Origin of the sequence: Paraburkholderia sp. BL10I2N1 (genome assembly GCF_004361815.1) — a bacterium.
In the GTDB taxonomy this organism is placed as follows: domain Bacteria; phylum Pseudomonadota; class Gammaproteobacteria; order Burkholderiales; family Burkholderiaceae; genus Paraburkholderia.
Genome location: NZ_SNWA01000001.1, coordinates 3,863,481 through 3,879,428 on the forward strand (window position 1 = coordinate 3,863,481; position 15,948 = coordinate 3,879,428).

At 61.6% G+C, this 15,948-nt stretch carries 19 protein-coding genes and 2 pseudogenes; 8 read left to right on the plus strand and 13 right to left on the minus strand.

Going from position 1 to position 15,948, the window contains the following annotated elements; genetic code table 11:
- Positions 1-188 precede the first annotated feature (188 nt).
- Together B0G77_RS17875 and B0G77_RS17880 are read right to left on the minus strand one after the other, a co-directional pair.
- Positions 189-1,211: an SGNH/GDSL hydrolase family protein gene (locus B0G77_RS17875; protein WP_133663302.1), complete on the minus strand. Its 1,023-nt coding sequence runs from the start codon at positions 1,209-1,211 to the stop codon at positions 189-191.
- Between the two features lie 244 nt (positions 1,212-1,455).
- A complete protein-coding gene (locus tag B0G77_RS17880; RefSeq protein ID WP_166656174.1) occupies positions 1,456-1,836 on the minus strand; it encodes a response regulator in 381 nt (126 codons plus the stop codon).
- A 179-nt stretch (positions 1,837-2,015) separates the two neighbouring features.
- Here B0G77_RS17880 and B0G77_RS17885 point away from each other — a divergent pair, with 179 nt between their 5' ends.
- The 4 genes and pseudogenes from B0G77_RS17885 to B0G77_RS17895 form a co-directional block, all read left to right on the plus strand.
- Entirely contained in the window at positions 2,016-3,773 is a 1,758-nt protein-coding gene (locus B0G77_RS17885; protein ID WP_133663304.1) for an ATP-binding protein, read from the plus strand.
- A 203-nt stretch (positions 3,774-3,976) separates the two neighbouring features.
- Positions 3,977-4,264 (plus strand): hypothetical protein, encoded by a 288-nt coding sequence (locus B0G77_RS17890; protein ID WP_133663305.1) that lies wholly within the window; start codon positions 3,977-3,979, stop codon positions 4,262-4,264.
- A 291-nt stretch (positions 4,265-4,555) separates the two neighbouring features.
- Positions 4,556-4,723: a hypothetical protein gene (locus tag B0G77_RS43260; protein WP_166656175.1), complete on the plus strand. Its 168-nt coding sequence runs from the start codon at positions 4,556-4,558 to the stop codon at positions 4,721-4,723.
- A pseudogene (locus B0G77_RS17895) lies at positions 4,714-5,073 on the plus strand (HIT family protein); the annotation flags it as partial. The gene B0G77_RS43260 and the pseudogene B0G77_RS17895, both read left to right, overlap by 10 nt.
- Before the next feature lie 69 nt (positions 5,074-5,142).
- Here B0G77_RS17895 and B0G77_RS17900 read toward each other — a convergent pair.
- Positions 5,143-6,621, minus strand: a complete 1,479-nt coding sequence (locus B0G77_RS17900; RefSeq protein WP_133663307.1) for an RNA polymerase factor sigma-54 — start codon at positions 6,619-6,621, stop codon at positions 5,143-5,145.
- A gap of 494 nt (positions 6,622-7,115) precedes the next feature.
- Between B0G77_RS17900 and B0G77_RS17905 the strand changes: the two genes are divergently transcribed.
- Positions 7,116-7,454, plus strand: coding sequence for a BON domain-containing protein (locus tag B0G77_RS17905; protein WP_133663308.1), 339 nt, complete (start codon positions 7,116-7,118; stop codon positions 7,452-7,454).
- Positions 7,455-7,985: 531 nt separating this feature from the next.
- On the opposite strand, the gene B0G77_RS45265 is transcribed toward B0G77_RS17905, so the two are convergent.
- The 10 genes and pseudogenes from B0G77_RS45265 to B0G77_RS17950 all read right to left on the minus strand — a co-directional run bounded on the left by B0G77_RS45265 (position 7,986) and on the right by B0G77_RS17950 (position 13,302).
- Complete coding sequence (locus B0G77_RS45265; protein WP_279571330.1) at positions 7,986-8,192, minus strand: Ku protein; 207 nt, start codon at positions 8,190-8,192, stop codon at positions 7,986-7,988.
- A gap of 74 nt (positions 8,193-8,266) precedes the next feature.
- On the minus strand, positions 8,267-8,512 hold the full coding sequence (locus B0G77_RS45270) for a Ku protein (RefSeq protein WP_279571331.1): 246 nt from the start codon (positions 8,510-8,512) through the stop codon (positions 8,267-8,269).
- Between the two features lie 191 nt (positions 8,513-8,703).
- Positions 8,704-8,865: a DUF1328 family protein gene (locus B0G77_RS17915; protein WP_133663309.1), complete on the minus strand. Its 162-nt coding sequence runs from the start codon at positions 8,863-8,865 to the stop codon at positions 8,704-8,706.
- A gap of 93 nt (positions 8,866-8,958) precedes the next feature.
- Complete coding sequence (locus B0G77_RS17920) at positions 8,959-9,147, minus strand: DUF3008 family protein (RefSeq protein WP_133663310.1); 189 nt, start codon at positions 9,145-9,147, stop codon at positions 8,959-8,961.
- A 160-nt stretch (positions 9,148-9,307) separates the two neighbouring features.
- Positions 9,308-9,568: pseudogene (locus B0G77_RS17925) on the minus strand (hypothetical protein); the annotation flags it as partial.
- 87 nt (positions 9,569-9,655) lie between these two features.
- A complete protein-coding gene (locus B0G77_RS17930) occupies positions 9,656-10,198 on the minus strand; it encodes a cupin domain-containing protein (RefSeq protein WP_133663312.1) in 543 nt (180 codons plus the stop codon).
- A 165-nt stretch (positions 10,199-10,363) separates the two neighbouring features.
- Complete coding sequence (locus B0G77_RS17935; protein WP_133663313.1) at positions 10,364-10,558, minus strand: hypothetical protein; 195 nt, start codon at positions 10,556-10,558, stop codon at positions 10,364-10,366.
- A gap of 298 nt (positions 10,559-10,856) precedes the next feature.
- Positions 10,857-12,176, minus strand: coding sequence for a cation:proton antiporter (locus B0G77_RS17940; RefSeq protein WP_133663314.1), 1,320 nt, complete (start codon positions 12,174-12,176; stop codon positions 10,857-10,859).
- Between the two features lie 84 nt (positions 12,177-12,260).
- Complete coding sequence (locus B0G77_RS17945) at positions 12,261-12,653, minus strand: DUF3175 domain-containing protein (protein WP_133663315.1); 393 nt, start codon at positions 12,651-12,653, stop codon at positions 12,261-12,263.
- A gap of 151 nt (positions 12,654-12,804) precedes the next feature.
- A complete protein-coding gene (locus tag B0G77_RS17950; protein ID WP_133663316.1) occupies positions 12,805-13,302 on the minus strand; it encodes a PRC-barrel domain-containing protein in 498 nt (165 codons plus the stop codon).
- A gap of 412 nt (positions 13,303-13,714) precedes the next feature.
- Between B0G77_RS17950 and B0G77_RS17955 the strand changes: the two genes are divergently transcribed.
- From B0G77_RS17955 to B0G77_RS17965, 3 genes are all read left to right on the plus strand, one after another.
- On the plus strand, positions 13,715-14,269 hold the full coding sequence (locus B0G77_RS17955; RefSeq protein ID WP_133663317.1) for a type 1 glutamine amidotransferase domain-containing protein: 555 nt from the start codon (positions 13,715-13,717) through the stop codon (positions 14,267-14,269).
- Between the two features lie 111 nt (positions 14,270-14,380).
- Positions 14,381-14,932: a DUF4142 domain-containing protein gene (locus B0G77_RS17960; RefSeq protein ID WP_133663318.1), complete on the plus strand. Its 552-nt coding sequence runs from the start codon at positions 14,381-14,383 to the stop codon at positions 14,930-14,932.
- Complete coding sequence (locus B0G77_RS17965; RefSeq protein WP_133663319.1) at positions 14,929-15,249, plus strand: DUF1488 domain-containing protein; 321 nt, start codon at positions 14,929-14,931, stop codon at positions 15,247-15,249. Before B0G77_RS17960 ends, B0G77_RS17965 begins: the two co-directional genes overlap by 4 nt.
- The last annotated feature ends 699 nt before the right edge of the window (positions 15,250-15,948 follow it).

Below are 15,948 nucleotides of genomic sequence, written 5' to 3' on the forward strand. Positions count from 1 at the left end.
GCCGCTTGATCCTTCACTATCACGCCGATGCGTGGCAACGCCATCCGATGCATCCTTCGTTACCACCCGCAGCATCATGACCCGTTATCTTGAGACTCACTACTTCTCGACGCGATAACAAGACGAGATCGGACCAAATGGGAGAAGAACCCGACGATTCTGTTTGCGAGTCGTCATGTTCCCAAGGCTCAGTGACCAAGACCGCTCCTGGCGATCTGCTGCTCCACGAACTGGGCGAACAGTGCATGCAGACGCGTCGTCGGATGAAGGTCGTCGGCGAACATGTACGTCTGATCGGCATTGGCCGTCACGTAGGTATTCGGCGAGCACAGCAATGCCGTCGCATCAGGCGTTTTGGCAGGGTCGCAGGCGACGCTGGTGTTTGACACGGCGAAGCCATTGGCCTGAAAACTCGCGATGATCTGATTCACCCATGTATAAGAATCGATCTGAATGACCTTGCCTTGCAGGCCATTGGCCTGCAAGGCAGCGTTCAGGCTATCGTTGAAAATTTGCGATAACTGGGTCAGGTTTGCCCCGCCGTCGGTCGAAGCGATGCCTTTGGGCGATAGTCCGATATTCGGAACATTGACCACCACGACATGAGTGGCGCCCTTCTGGACGATCTGTCCAACAACTTGAGCCAGGGTGGTCGCCGCCGTCTGAACAGTGGGCGCCGCGGCCGGCAGCGCCCCGGCGCGAAGGACGTCGTTCGAGCCAGCCCAGACCAGCACCAGTTGATCGGAGTTGAAGCCCCCGCGGGTGGCCAGATAACTCGAAACCTGCTGATTGACGGGCATCTCGATATCGCCGATCACGTCCGCAAGAAAGTCGTACAGGTTTGCTGGCGTCGCCACCGTGGCACCGCCCTCCGCATAGCCGAGTCCACTTTGCGCACTCAATTTATGGGTGGCGTCGATCGTAAACGCCGCGCTTAGCGTATCACCGTAGTATTGCGCGACATCCTGAGTCCACATTTGCCCCGGATTGGTGGTGAAACGCCCCCCGCCCAGCGGGCTCGCGATCGGGGCATAGGTCCCGACGTCCGACAGGCTGTCGCCGAACGATACAACTTGCAGATGAATGCCGCCTGCCGGGGTGGCCGCACCACTGCCGTTACTTGAGCTGCCTCCCTGCCCGCCGCATGCGGTAAACAGTGAAATCACCATCGCAAGAATTGCAACACATACCTTGTCATTGATTCCTTGCATAGCTCCACCCCTGGTCGGCCCGGCAGTTGCGCTCACGTGGCGGGCTCATCGCCAGCCTGCACACCGTTCTTGCGATAGACATCTTCGTTAAGCAAAAAGGATGCGCAATCGTCCTGATTTCACAATTCCTGCGGGCATTGAAGTGGCGCCAGATCCGCAAAAAATTGTCGCAGATGCCCTGCACCGGGCACCCAGTTAGATGGCAGCTCGCCGTCTGTGCTCCGCTCTGGAGGGCGGCCACGGGTTAGGTCCGTCCAGGTGATTCCGTGTGCGGTCTGTCCAGCAGACTACGAATCGCGTCTATCAGCTGACCTATGGGCGCGGGCTTCCGCAAAAGTACGTCCCATAGCGGCTCCATCGGAACAGGCGGCAGCACGGCCGACAGCATGACGACAGGAATGTCCGCCATTGCAGGGTCGCTCTTCAGGCGTCGGCACAGTTCAACGCCGTCAATGTGCGGCATCATCCAGTCGGTCACAATGAGACCGGGACTTTCAATGGCCGCGGCAGCCAGAGCCGCCCTCCCATCCTGCGCCGTGACCACGCGGTATCCCTCCCGTTCCACCAGCAGCTGAAGCGGGCGCAGAATATTCGGGTCGTCATCAACCAGCAATACAGTCGCCAATCCAGATGTCCCGTTTACCTCGAAAGGACAATCAGTTGAAGTGGCAATAAACGTACCCGACTTTCCAGCATCGCGGACGGCACTCTGCCGCCATGGTCGTCGTGACACAGGGACTACAATTCATGCAGCATGGCAATTCGTCCGTGCATCCATGGTACAAGTTACAACCCGGAGGGCATATGGCTGGACCGGCTGCGTCAGCCGCGGACCGTGCACGACGCGCGGGCAGCCTGGTCACACCGGCGCTCGACACGCGCCCGCATCGCCCGCCCGATTTCGCCGCTGAAAGCCATGCGATGCATCGTCTGGCACAGTCACTTTCATCCCCGGATGGTGCCTTGTTGCAGGCGCTTTCGGACATGGCGCTCAATCTGTGCGAGGCAGGCAGCGCGGGCATCGGCCTGCTGGAAAATGGCGCCGACGGCACCCAGGTCTTCCGTTGGGTTGCGGTTTCGGGTGAATGCCATGCCGCGGTGAACACCACAATCCCGGTCGCAGGCAGTCCAGGCGGCATTGCGCTCGAACTGGCTGCGGGACAGCTGTTCTCGTTTCCCAGGCGTCACTTCACGTGTCTGAACCACGTTGTTCCCGAGATTGTTGAGGAGCTGGTCGTACCGATTCCGGGTCAACCTGAGCCGTGGGGCACGCTGTGGGTGATGTCTCACGACCGGGAACGCCTTTTCGATAGCGAAGACCGTAGAATCCTGACCGGCCTCGCGAACTTCACCTGCGCAGCGCTCACGATTACCCGGGCGAAAGCAGATGCGGAAGCCCGTGCGGCAGAAGCCGAAGCGGCAAGGAACGCGCTTGCGCTCGCTGAAGCGCGCAAGGATGATTTCATTGCGTTGCTGAGCCACGAACTGCGCAATCCCCTCGCGCCAATCGACAGCGCCGTGACGGCAGCGCGAAAGCTGGCCGTGGGCAATCCCGGCGTGTTATCTGCCCTGGGTATCGCTGACAGGCAGATACGTCTGCTGAAACGACTCGTAGCCGACCTGCTCGATGCGTCCCGTATAAGGCACGGCAAAGTATCTGTCCGTCCCTCGTACGGGCTGCTCCAGGATGTCGTGGCCGATGCGGTAACGGCAATGAGGGCTGACGCCACCGACGGTCAACACCGGTTTCATGTCACGGTTCCTCCGTATCCGGTGACCGTTCACGCGGACCTCGGGCGGCTCACACAGGTTGTGTCGAATCTGTTGTCGAACGCGGTGAAGTACACGCCTCCCGGCGGCGACATCACCTTGTCGGTAGAAGCACCTAACCTCAGCGTCGCGTCGAAACACGGCTCGTCACCCTGCCATGCCGTCATCACCGTCAGGGATAACGGCGTGGGCATTTCGGCTTCATTGTTGCCACACGTTTTCGATATGTTTGCCCAATCGGCATCAGCACGGAAGCGTCCAGAAGGCGGGCTCGGAATCGGACTGGCGGTCGTAAAACATCTGGTGACCGCACACAACGGCACCGTCACCATTGCGAGCGCAGGTGAAGGCCAGGGAACGGAGGTAAACATACAACTCCCCATTGTCTGCGCAAGCACCGAAGAGAAGAACACGATGGAGACGCGCACGATGGCACCGATTCGCATCCTCCTCGTCGACGACAATGCGGACGCCGTGGAGGCGCTGGGCACGTTGCTGGAACTCGAGGGCCATAAGGTAAAGCGGGCACAAAGCGGCGTTGAAGCACTCTCGATCGTGGAGTCATTTACTCCGGACGTCGCCCTGATCGATATCACCATGCCCGGCATGGATGGCCTCGAGCTTGCGCAACTGCTTCGCCTTCGTGCCCAGTGCTCACAGACGAAACTGGTTGCACTAACTGGCTACACCGATGCTGCCAGTAGATTCATGACCGACGAACGGGTATTCGACTGCCATCTCGCCAAGCCGCTTTCGCTCGAAGACCTGGCGGATGTCATGCGGCGCACGTAGCAAATAGCGGGGCTCGAGTCCGGATCGATTGATGGAATCATTGGTACACTTCGCTGGAGGGTCTATAACAGTATCAGCAGCGCAAATCCGACGTGCCGCCCGCCGAGGCGCAGAACCCGGCGAATTTAATAGTGCTTACGACCGATTGAATCCATGCTTTGTCTTGTCGAATCTCGATTAGCCTTGGGGCATTGGAGGTAATCATGCAGTACGAGTACGGCGGCTGGACCATTGACGCGACACCAGATTATTCCCTTGGGAAATTCTTCGCGCACGCGCGCCTGACTCGAGCCTCGCCTGACAGCGGTACTGACTCTGAAATGCACATCGAGCGTGATATTGCCTGGTTCGATAGCGAGGACGAGGCGGTCCAGTGTGCGCGCCAGTGGGCGATGGTATGGATCGACGAGCGCAACGGCCGTATCGCCAGCGCGCCAGCCGACCGGGCGGCATCGCGCAACCACAACCCAGCCACTAGTCCTGCTAAATGAAGACCCGGATACATCATGCTGGCAAAGGATTAATTGTCTAACTGATATTGGCGTTTGCGTTCAGGCTGATCCCCGAGCGCTTCGGCCCATCCTGTCGGATGGGCCGCCTTTTATCCGCCGTCGGAAAGACCCCAGTCAGTCGTCAATTCTTTCGAAAGCAGATGCGATCCGCGATTTTTCCGCACACGCATCCTGCAGCGCTCTATTCGTCACAATAGTGCCCGGCCGTCCCGTCGGACAGGTAAGCCGACGAGAGGAGGAGCCGAGAACCATCGACGGAGAATGCATCCGATGGAAAAAGTATCCCGTCCGTCGGGCGCGGCATTTGCCTCAGTGATGGCCCGCGCATCCGCTGCAGTCCGCAGGGTGCCTCCACTGATGGCAGTTGCACCCATAACGCCGCTGGAAGGCGGGATGCAACTGGATCAACTGCACGACACGTTTCTGCGGACGAACTGACTGTCGCAATCATGGACATCATGCCGCAGGCTGACGGACACGTCCTCGTTCTGCCCAGAGAAGCAGCCGCCGAGATATTCGACCTCTCCGAAGAGGGCGCCGCGGCGTGCATCCGCACGACACAACTCGTAGCGAAGGCGGTCAAGGCGGCGCTGAATCCACCCGGTGTGCTCATCGCCCAGTTCAACGGGCGCGCGGCGGGGCAAACGGTGCCGCATGTTCATTTTCACATCATCCCCCGGCGCGAAGGCGAGACGTTGAGGCCTCACGGCGCCGTCCCCGCCGACCCCGAAAAACTCCGTGAAATCGCCGCACGGATTGTCGCCGCGCTTTCAGGGACAGCAGCGTAAGCGCAGCGAATCAAGCCACCCGGCTGGCGGCGCCCGTGAATGCGCCGCCGCAATCGATACCGCACGCCCCTACATCTGCCGGCGCAATTCCGCAGGCGGTACTTTCATCAGATGTCGATACTTCGCGACCGTGCGGCGCGCGACAAGCACGCCCTGATCCGCGAGCATTCTTGCCAGCGTAACGTCGGAAAGCGGATCGCTCGCATTTTCAGCAGCAATCATTTCCTTGAGCAACGCACGCACGGCAGCAGCCGAGCAGGTGCCGCCGCTCTCGGTACTGAGTTCGCGCGGGAAGAAATGCTTGAACTCGAAAATACCGCGCGGCGTCGCCATATATTTGTTGCCCGTCGCACGCGAAATGGTCGATTCATGCAGACCGAGTTCGTCCGCCACATCGCGCAGCCCGAGCGGCTTCAACGCGATTTCGCCGTACTGGAAGAAGGCCCGCTGATGCGCGACGATGCATTCGGCGACCCGCTGGATCGTGTCGAAGCGCTGCTGCGCGTTGCGAATCAACCAGCGCGCTTCCTGCAATTGTTGCGCGAGCGGCGAGCGGCTGGCACCGGCTGACTGCGCAAACAGCTCAGCGTACTTTCGATGGATGCGCGCACGCGGCATCACCGCCGGGTTGATTGTCACGACCCACTTGTTGCGCATCTGGCGCACGATCACGTCCGGCACGACGTAGCTATCTGCGGCGTATCCGTAAAAATTGCCCGGCCTGGGGTCCAGCTTGCGCACAAGTGCGCAGGCAATCCGCAACTCGCCCGCGCTGCAGCCGATCTGCTTTTCCAGTTCCGCCTGCTCGCGGCGCGCAAGCCGTTCGAGATGATGTTCGACGACCCGCAGCGCGACGTCGCGACCGGGTATGTCGTCCATCGCGTCCAGTTGCAGCTTCAGACATTCGGACAGCGAGCGGGCAGCGAGCCCTGGCCGGTCCAGCGACTGCACGAGCCGCAGCGCCACCAGCAGTTCCGCTTCGGTGAGGCGCGGCTCGGCGTCGACGACGTCGACGAGGTCCACGAGATCCTGGCGCAGATAGCCGTCGTCGTCGAGCGACTCGATGATGAGACGCGCCACCTCCCGGTCGCGTTGATTCAGCGGATACAGACACAGTGCCTGATGCAGTTGCTCGTGAAGGGTCGGCTGGGCACGCGCCCAGTCGGCGGGATCACTTCCTTCGCTATCGCCGTTGTGACGCGACGAGCCGCGTGCGAACGAATCGCCGCCGTAATCGCCGCCCATCTCGTCGGGCAGCGGCGCATCCGCACTTTCCTGCGCAGGCGACCCGGCAAACTCTGCCGTGCTGGCAGGCGCGGACATGCCTGTTTCGTCACCTGCTTCCTGGGAAGCAGGTGGACTATCCGTTGCAAGTGCAACGTCTTCGGTTTGCGACGCGTCGTATTCGAGGAACGGATTGGTGTCGAGTGCCGTGCGCAGTTCCTGCTGGAATTCAAGCGAAGACAGTTGCAGCAACCGGACCGACTGCTGCAGGCGAGGCGTCAGTGCAAATGACTGCCGGGTGCTTAGCTCGATGGAAGGCGGCATTGTAGGGTGATCCTGTGAAGAGTCTGGTTCAGGCACGACAGGTTTTCGCCAAATCCAGCAAAGCCCGTACCAGTTCTCGCACGTCACTGTTTTTACAGCACTTTGGATGCCCGCTGGACAGCTTTGCGTCATCCGTCCTCCGCCGTTTTTACAAGCCGCCGGAAAAAAAGTGGCCCCCCGCTGCTTCGTCTCTCGGGCCGTCGCGCGAAGGCCGGTTATCGGCCGAAGCCGTCGCCAGTCAAAGACCCGGGCCGATGAAACGGGGCTGCCGCGGGAGGTGGCACGCGGGTTGCGCCTACCCGCTATGTGGGCGGGCCTGGTCACGCAGCGGCTGACACGCGATGACCGGGTCCGATGTCGACCACGGGGCTGACGGAACCGTTACGCGGCACCGATCAACGATCCCCAGGGCGAGTCATCGGCGCCGATCGCCGCGATCGACCGCACAGGCAACAAGACCGCAGAACGCTTCAACCACCCGTAAGGAGAAGTCCATGAAGTCGATCCAGTTCCTCAAGGCCGCCGGCGGCATCGCATGTGTCGCCTTCGCCCTGAACGCAACGGCGCAGACAAGCGCCTCGCCGCCGCCGGCCACCTCGGAAACCGTGGGCGAGCATATCGACGACGGCACGCTTACGACAAAGGTCAAGGCCGAGTTGCTGGGCGCAAAGGACGTGAAATCGACCCATATTCACGTGAAGTCCCACAATGGCGTTGTGTGGCTGACCGGGTCGGTGCCGTCAGCAAAGGAGAAGACCGCTGCTGAAGACGCGGTGAATGGCGTATCCGGAGTCAAGGGCGTGAAGAACCACCTGAAGGTGGCGCCGGACTAAGCTTCCGGTCACATGTGCCGTAGCCCGGACTGAGCTGGGCCGAACCTTTTGGTCGAAGCCCGCTCAACTCAAAAGGCCATCCGCGTATGCGGATGGCCTTTATTGCAAGCTGCCCCGACATCCGCTTCGTTGCGGGCTCTTGCACGTGCGCGGCTGCTAATCCCGGCCGCGGCGCTTTCGCGACGATGCCGGCCTGCGACCGCAGCGTCGCTCCCCGCGCGTTGCCTTGCTCCTGTCGCGTGACAGCCTTCGTCCAACTGAGCCTCCACTTTGGCAGCGGGAGCTTCGGCCTCCGCCTTGCGGCGCCCGACGCTGCGCTTGAGCAGTCCCGACAAATCGACGATATCCGCCGTATGCCGCACCCGCGACGGCGCAGCCGCCTCGGCCTCGCCCCTTTCGTCTTGCCCTCGCAATTTTTCTTGTCCACAAGCTTAAGGATGTCATCATGGAAAGTGTCGCGATAGTCGTCGAGATTCCAGGCAGCGGTCATGCCGTCGATCAGCTTCTTTGCCGTATCGAGCTCGCGGGCGGTCACGCCGGTCTTCTTTGCGCTTTCGTCCGGCAATCGCACCTCGTCGAGCGACGGATCTCTTCGGACCCGCGCAGCGTATTGAGCGCGAGCACGCGCCCCGCCGGAATCGGCGCAGCCAGATGCTGCTTGCTGTGCAACACGGCGCTCGCGATGCCGATCTTGCCGGTGCCCGCGAGCGCATCGCGCAGCAATGCGTAGGTCTTCACGCCGCAGCGCTCCAGCGCGAGGTTGTACGGTGTGAAACCTCAGAAGCGTCGACCAGGGAAAGGAGATCGACGCTCTATGTCGATTCCGGGGTCGCCGCCTGGATCTCCTCATCGCTCAGGACCACAGATCTGCCTTTCTCATATTCGAAACCGCGCACGATGTTCTCGCGCGCCACTTCTTTGCCGGTGCGCTGGTTGATCCGCTTGTAACCGATCGGGTCGATCGGGGTCGATCTCGAGCAGGTTTGAAACGCGTGTGCCGCGTCCTCGTCGCCGGATAGGCCTGCACCGGCACGTGGACAAGGCCGAAACTGACCCATCCTTTCCAGATTGCGCGAGCCATCGTGCCTCCTAAGCGCGCCATGGCGACGCACGTCCCGCGCACGACAATAAAAGCGGCTGCCCCGTTGCACGAGCGGGCAGCCGGCTGACTTTGCGATCCTTACAATACTCGTTGTAATAGCTGCAATTCGAAAGAGCGATGTCGCGACCTTTCCGGACCGGAGCATCCTCATCGCCGTGCGACGCCGAGCACCAGCGTGACCAGAAAAACCATGAGAAAGATGTAGAACAGGATCTTCGCAATGGCAGCCGCGCCGGCTGCGATGCCGCCGAAGCCTAAGACCGCCGCGATGATCGCAATGATGAAGAAAATAAGCGCATACTGAAGCATGGAACCTCCCTCCTTATGGCCTGACCGGTGGGCGGTAGGCGTTGTTGCAAGGCGGCCTGGCTTCGCCGCTTTTTGAACTTGCCGCAGCTTCGTTCAATGCCTGGACTTGTGCTGAGGCTTGCCCTTCTGCTTCGTCGACGCAAAGTCCTCCAGCTGCGCTTCGCTCATTGACTCGTACATCGATTTCGAGGCTCCCTTTAGCGACCCGGCTTTTCTCTCGCCACGCTTTGCAGCAAGAGCGGCACCGGCGGCCATTTGCTGCGCTTTGGACTTTGCGGGCATATCGAACTCCGTTTGCGTATTGCCTGTCATTCGCCCGGTCAGCGCAACAGCGCCGGCGGTTTCCATTCCGGGACATGCAAATCCTGTACCTGCTCGACCGACGTTCTGCGTACAGCTGGCCGATCGTTCAAGATTTCGATTCGTCAATGCCGTCGACCGGCTAGGACCAGCGGCCTTGCTGCCAGTGACCGGTCGCGCGTTCTGTCGAGAGCCCACCGGAATCGCGCGATACGCGAGCGGCCTTCTGCTGTGTCCCGGCGAGACATGGACGGCCACGAGCACGCCGGAATCGCGAGACTCGCGATGCCACACGTTTGCGAGGAACGCGTCCACCGCCGCGCATGTGGGACATCGCGCCAATCAGCGAACCGACATAGGCACCGACGCCCGCCGCGATGACGAGCACCAGCATCGGCGCAGACATCAGTTTGAATAGACGGTCGAGCGCGGCGTTCTCTTGCATGGAAAACTCCTGTGAGGCTGGCGCAAATGCCTTTGTCAGGCGGCGTCAAGCCACGCCGAGCCATTGCTCGATGACGGGCCCCCGCTCGCCCAGCACCGGATCGCTCGGGGGAAACGGCAGCGCTTCCATAGCCGCGAGCTCTTCCGGCGTCAGCGCATCGCGCCGAATATCCCACTGCTGCCCAAACGGGTAGGCGCCGACCACGCGCAGATTGCCGGTGGACGCTTGCAGGCAATGTCCGGTGCCGGCAGGCAGTAGCAGCGCATCACCCGGACGCAACGTGACCACGCGTCCGCCGGGGCCGCCAATGATGACTTCAGCCGAGCCCGATGCGGTGCCCAGCACCTCGTGTGCAGTCGAATGAAAATGTTGATAGTCGAAGATGCCGTCGCGCCATTGCGGCGGCCATTGGTTGTGCTCGAAAAGCGCTTCGAATTCTGTGGTCAGATCGCTGCCTGTGCCCGGTATCGCCGCGCGATAAATTGCCACGGCAAGCTTGCGGTTGTTCGGCACCCAGTCGCGCGGCGCCAGCGTGAATGCTTCGTAGTGTCCCCGTTCAATCTGCTGCTCGTATCGCATATCGATCATCTCTTACTCCCGAATCTGCGCCCGCGAACGTCGATCGATTCCGTGTATCGTCCGCGCACATCGCTTGCGCGAATCGCGCGTGACGAATTTCAGCGGAAAACCTCGCACTGCATCACCTGCTGCGAGCGCCTGCTCCTCGACGAATGTCATGCCATCCCCCGGGATTCAGCCGCCTCCGATCCCCTGCGGCACCTTGCCCGTGCCGCCGCACACTATGCACCGTACACCCTCGACCGTGCCCCTTCCGCGACAGGCCTGACATACGTCCTCGCCTACGCCAGGCGCACCGGCCGCCTCTTCGTCGCCGGGATTGAGGGGCGTTTCGCCGTCTGCCGTTGATTGGCTCATGGAATCCTCCATTGGAAACCGCATGTGTTTGACGAAGCAACAAGCGGACCACCCGGACACGTGCACGCACGAGACGGCCATCGCAGTGATCGCGGCCCAAAACGCCTGCCCCGGGGATGCAGCGCGCGGGCAATCAGGTACGCCATCGGTGCGCCGCCGACGGCCTGCAGCGCCATCATGCCGCCTTCGGCGAAGCGCTCACTGAGCGGCTGCGCCTCGAACATCTCAAGCAGCGACCGGGCGGCGGACGTGGGTTCGGCGCGCGTCGTTTCATTAGTCTGCGTCATTGTGCTGTTTCGCCGAAGTCACCTCATTGCTCATCGCGGCGCAAGCGGTGATACCAGTTCATGAGTGGCGTAGCCGAGATCCCGTGGACGACGACCGAAGCCGTCACGACCGCGAGTGCCAGCGGGACGAGCGGCATGATGACGGTGGGGCTGCCGTGTTCGAGTGCGTAGGTCAGGTAATAGAACGAACCGATGCCACGAATGCCGAACCAGCTCATCAGGCGACGCTGTGCCGGCGACGCGCTGGAGCCGGCCAGCGAAAGCTCGACCGCCACGGGCCGCGCCAGCACGAAGAGCACGACGGAAAGTGCGATGCCTTGCCACGTGAAAAGCGGCACGTGCAGCGTTGACAGCACGTTGCCCACGAGCATCATCATCGCCATTTCGGCAATCCGTTCCAGTTCGATCGTGAAGCCGAGCACCGATTCCGCCATGAAGGCGTGCACCTTTCGCGGATCTGAAGCGGTAGCGACGACGTCTTCGGAGTCGACCTTGCCGATCGTCTCTCGCGGCAATTGTCCGCGGCTCGCGCGATGTTCGACGCCTCGCATGGCGACGCCCGCGGCGAAGGTGGCAAGAAAACCGAACGTAGACGCCCGTTGTGCAACGCCATATGAGAGCACGATCAGTCCCAGCGCGAAAAACCCTTCCAGACCGAGCGCCTGGGCATGCCGTGAGCGCAACCATGCAACGCCGTGCGTGGTTGCCCATCCAAGGCCGCCACCGACGGCGATGGCACCCACCACGCCCCATGCCGTTCGTCCGGCGAAGCTCCAGTCGAGCACGTCGCGCGTGTCTGACGAATGGCCCGCGCAGAGTGCGAGGCCAAGCACCGCGAAGGGGAGCGCAATGCCATCGTTGAGACCGCCTTCGCCCGATAGCGAAAAGCGTACGAGATCGACATCGCCGGGATCCTGGACCTGAACATCATGCGCGAGGACCGGGTCGGTGGGCGCGAGAATCGCGGCGAGCAGCAACGCAGGCCCCCAGCCGAGATGCAATACGTAGACGCCGAACAGCATCAGGATTGACACAGTGACGATCATCGCGAGAAACCCGAGCCGCAACGGCAATGACCATAGCGCATCGAAAAGCGGCACCCGCAGTCGCAAACCAATGGCGAAGAGTGAGACCAGAAGCGCGACTTCGGTCAGCATGCGCAAGACGTGCCCATCGCCGGCGATATCCAGATTGAGCAGTCCCAACCCCGCCGGTCCGCACGCAAAACCGATCCCTAGATAGAACATCGCGGCGCTGCAGGGCAGCCGCTTGAGTGACGTGGCGGCGATGCCCATGAAGACGAACACGCCGCCGACGACGATAAACCAGGTTGTTTCGTGCATGAGGTATCTGGTGAGGCGGCCTGACTACGCCGCCGTGCGGTTCCGCCTGCTGCGGGCTTCGTGATGATCCTGCGTATGCCCGCCTCAAGGCGCGCGCCCGAACGCTTCGCGCAGTTTCTTTTTCGCCTCGTCAAGCGTGTCGCGGCGCGACTTCGGCAGGTTGCGTCCGGCCCGGTTGATGTAGAAGTTCAGCATCGACATTGCCGACTGGAACGGGGTGCCTTTGCGTCGGTGGCTTCTGGTCGATGAGCGCTTGAGCGACTCCGCGATTGCCTGCGCGCTACCTGTCTTGAAGATGTTGGGCTCGATATCCATCGCGTCGCTGGTTTCCATGACGTGATGCGACCAGCGGCGCCCCTTCGTTTGCGCTGCTCCCTGTTTTGCGCGTTGCGCGGCATGGGCCTGCGCGTGTCGCTGGCGGGCCGGGCGCCCGGAACGGCTGCGCTTCGCGGGTCGCTTCGACTTTTTCGTGACCATGATCGGCTTTGCCTCCCTTGGGTAGTGATCCGCGTCGCTCTCCGGTCATCCTGACAGCAACCGGGCCATCGAAAGCGTGGCGTTCACCGCGCTTTAGACCATCCTGCCCCTGCACCCGGGGCATGCATTCCGCGCGTTCCGCATTTCCGGCTTAAAGCTTGACGCCGCCTGCCTCAGGCGCGTCGGACTCCCTTGCCGGAATGTCGTCGACGCGGAGGTCAGTGTGGCCCCAGTACGGCGCGCGGCCATAGTACTGATGGACCGTGGTGGCCCAGGTGCGGTCCGCCATCGAGGGCCAGTGTTCCTTGTCGAAGCCGGGCGCGTTCTTTACCTGGGCCGACGTGATCGACAGCACGAAGCATTTATGGTCGGTATCGAGGGTCAACGCGTTCCACGGAATGGCGAGCAGCTTGTCGCCGATGCCGAGAAAGCCGCCGCTCGACAACACCGCATAGGCGATGCGGCCGCCTTGCACATCGAGCATGATCTCCTTGATCTTGCCCACATCGTCGCCGTCCGCACTAAGCACCGTGTTGCCGTCGAGCGTGCTGGCTGCCATCACGTCCGGCCCTGGGCCGTCCGCGGTCTCTCGTCCGCCGCCGACAATGCGTGCGCCGTCGCCGGTGCGAGGTTGAGTGAACGTATTCATGATGCGTCTCCCTGATAGTGCAAGGCTGCGTCGCGAGCGGAACCTCATACAGCGGCGGGATTGCCGCGTCGATGATTGAGCAAGTGATGTACCTGTGATGCGCGGATGGTTCGCTGTCGATGATGCGCACGTTGGCGACGGGAGGACGCAACAATTGCACGACTACGCGCACAACTTGCAAGCGTGGCGCGGGTCGCTGTCCGGCAGCGGCCGCTATACGGTGGGTCTGCAAGCTTCGCACGAAGCAGCGGAGATCTGGGCATTAGCCCGCATCATCGACGCAAGCGCATCTCTGCCCATATCGCGACGTCGTCGGGCACACCTCTTGCGGCTTCGGATATATCACCGGCGAACCGTTGCGTTTTGTGCACTGGCCGGCAGGACTCTATTCAGTCATCAAGGGGAAGGACTCGTGGCTAACACTCTTCAAGGCTGCAAGGTTGCCGTGCTGGCAGTTGATGGTTTCGAGCAGGCTGAACTCGTCGAACCTAGACGCGCACTGACCGAAGCTGGGGCGACCGTGCACGTGATTTCCGCCAGGGCGGGCAAGATCCAGGGTTTCAAACATGAAGACAAGGGCGATACGGTCGACGTGGACACCACCTTCGACAAGGCAACGCCCCGCGACTACGACGCCGTGGTATTGCCCGGCGGTGTCGTGAACAGCGACGCGATCCGTCTGCTGCCGCACGCGCAGGCGTTCGTGAAGGCCGCCGACAACGCGAAAAAACTGATCGCGGTGATCTGTCACGGCGCGTGGCTGCCGGTGTCGGCCGGTCTCCTCAAGGGACGTACCGTGACGAGCTGGCCGAGCCTGCAGGATGACATCCGCAATGCAGGCGGGACGTGGGTAGACCAGGAAGTGGTCGAGGACGACAACTTCATCACAAGCCGCAAGCCGGACGATCTTCCTTCATTCAACCGGACGCTGGTCGCCCGCTTGTCAAAACAGAAGAAAGCGGAATAACGGGCGAATGTGTAGTCGACGGGACGCGCGACCGGGCGCGCGACACGCCTGCGATGAATCTCGCGCCGCGCCCCGTTTTTCCACAGAAGGATTCGGAACAGGAGAAACCGCATGACATTCCAGTATTTGCTTCGCGCATCGGTGGTAGCAATCAGTCTTGGCGTCGCAACGTTCGGCGCGGTTCATGCACAGACCAGCGCTCCGGCGGCTGCGACGGACAGCAAGCTGTCGGCGTCTGATCAGCAGTTCGTGCAGGACGCATCGCAGGCGGGAGCGACGGAAATCGAGGCGAGCAAACTCGCGTTGACGAACTCGAGCGATCCGCACGTCAGAAAATTTGCGAACCAGATGATCGCCGACCACACGAAGCTCGCGCGCAATCTTGACGTGATCGCCGTGAAGAGGGGACTCACCACGCCCCCGGCCGCTGACGCCGCTGTGATTGGAAAACTGCAGGGACTGAAGGGTGCGGATTTCGATCAGGCTTACATTGGGCAGGTTGCGTTGGAAGGACATCAGAAAGCCGTCGAGCTGTTTCAGAAGGAAAGCGAGAGCGGCACAGACCCGCAACTGAAGACCGCCGCGACGAAGGCGCTGCCTGTCATCAAACACCATCTCGCGATGGCCGAACAGCTTGGCAGCGCAAAGAAGAGCACATCATGAATGCGATTCCGCCGAAGGTTGCTTACGAGGATGCGAACATGAACATCACCTTTCCCGACGAGACACCCATTTTCGACGGCGCAAATCTGACCATGCGGTTCACGGCGGCCGTCGATGGCGAACCGGTTGCATGCTTTATCACGGCGGAAGCACTTCAGGATCACTTCGGCGCCGATTCGTCGCTGGAAGATACGCTACTCGAAGCATTCGAGCGTGGCCGCGCGCGGATTCGTTCGGTGTGCGCGGAGGCACTTGACCAGAATGATGGCGACAGCGTCGTGTTACATAGCGGCCTTTTTCGCGCCGGAGCGATGTAGCCGGATCGCGGCCTGACCGCCTGACGTGCTGCACGTGGTGCGCGCTCGTCCGATGCGGGCGACGCGCGGCGCGGCATGGTTTCTGGAAGCGATGAAAGCAGGCTCATGCCTCTGATCGGATCAGCCAAACCCAGATTTCCCGTTCGCGGGGGCGACGCCGCGTACGGCCATCCACACACTGGTCATTGTCTCGCTTCAGTTCGCAGCCTGCGGGCGCAATGCCTCGCGCCACTGGGTTGCACGCAATCGTACTCGGTGCCTGGTGCGGCGCCGATGTCAGCGTGTGTTCGCGAAGCTGCGAGACTCCCACAGATGTGGCGATCGCAACGAGAACAAGAAATTCCGCGCTTTTGATTGTCAGGATGACTCTCCATTTTGTCGATGTTACCTGCCCTTTCTACAGGTCCTTTGGCGCTTCCTCCCATACCGGTCTGCGCTAAAGGGAACGGTCGGGCATCGCCAGCTGAGCAACGTCCATGCCGACATCAAAAGCGCCGCAAAGGGTCCTCTTTGCAGCGGCTCGCACGCCAGGCCTGTCGTCATACACTCTCTGCCACGGGAATCTCTACGAGCGCGCGCAAGTTCGTAGCAGATTGCGCACGATGGCAAGGGCATGAGCGTACAGGCACGATGCCTGCGACTACCTGCTGAACCGCAGCAATGCGGTTCGCTGAACCCCAATCTGACCCAAGGAGCATT